The organism is Pseudomonas sp. FA-1 (assembly GCF_056856075.1).
The window spans coordinates 1-1,058 of the sequence record NZ_JBWXTH010000034.1; the positions used below are offsets into that span (position 1 = coordinate 1).

The following is a 1,058-nucleotide window of genomic DNA, read 5'->3' on the forward strand; positions in this document are numbered from 1 at the left end:
TTTGATCGTTCCCTTCCCCACGTTAACGTCGGCACCATCGGCCACGTTGACCACGGTAAGACCACTCTGACCGCAGCTCTGACTCGCGTCTGCTCCGAAGTTTTCGGTTCGGCAGTCGTTGAGTTCGACAAGATCGACTCGGCTCCGGAAGAAAAAGCGCGCGGTATCACCATCAACACCGCTCACGTCGAGTACAACTCGAACATTCGTCACTACGCTCACGTTGACTGCCCAGGTCACGCTGACTACGTGAAGAACATGATCACCGGTGCTGCCCAGATGGACGGCGCGATCCTGGTTTGCTCGGCCGCCGATGGTCCGATGCCACAAACCCGTGAGCACATCCTGCTGTCCCGTCAGGTTGGCGTTCCTTACATCGTGGTCTTCCTGAACAAGGCTGACCTGGTAGACGACGCCGAGCTGCTGGAACTGGTCGAGATGGAAGTTCGCGACCTGCTGTCCACCTACGACTTCCCAGGCGACGACACCCCGATCATCATCGGTTCGGCTCGTATGGCCCTGGAAGGCAAAGACGACAACGAAATGGGTACTACCGCTGTCAAGAAGCTGGTAGAAACTCTGGATGCCTACATCCCTGAGCCAGTTCGTGCCGTTGACCAGCCGTTCCTGATGCCGATCGAAGACGTCTTCTCGATCTCGGGTCGTGGTACCGTTGTTACCGGTCGTATCGAGCGTGGTATCGTCCGCGTTCAGGATCCGCTGGAAATCGTTGGTCTGCGTGAAACCTCCACCACCACCTGCACCGGTGTTGAGATGTTCCGCAAGCTGCTGGACGAAGGTCGTGCTGGCGAGAACTGCGGCGTTCTGCTGCGTGGTACCAAGCGTGACGACGTTGAGCGTGGCCAGGTTCTGGTCAAGCCAGGTTCGGTCAAGCCGCACACCAAGTTCACCGCAGAAGTCTACGTTCTGTCGAAGGAAGAAGGCGGTCGTCACACTCCGTTCTTCAAAGGCTACCGTCCTCAGTTCTACTTCCGTACCACTGACGTGACCGGTAACTGCGAACTGCCGGAAGGCGTTGAAATGGTAATGCCAGGTGA

The 1,058-nt window shown here is 57.5% G+C and carries 1 protein-coding gene; it reads left to right on the top strand.

Annotated features, from left to right (window positions below):
- On the top strand, nucleotides 1–1,058 hold a 1,058-nt coding region (gene tuf, locus AC1MHZ_RS23370; protein ID WP_482967010.1), incomplete at both ends, for an elongation factor Tu.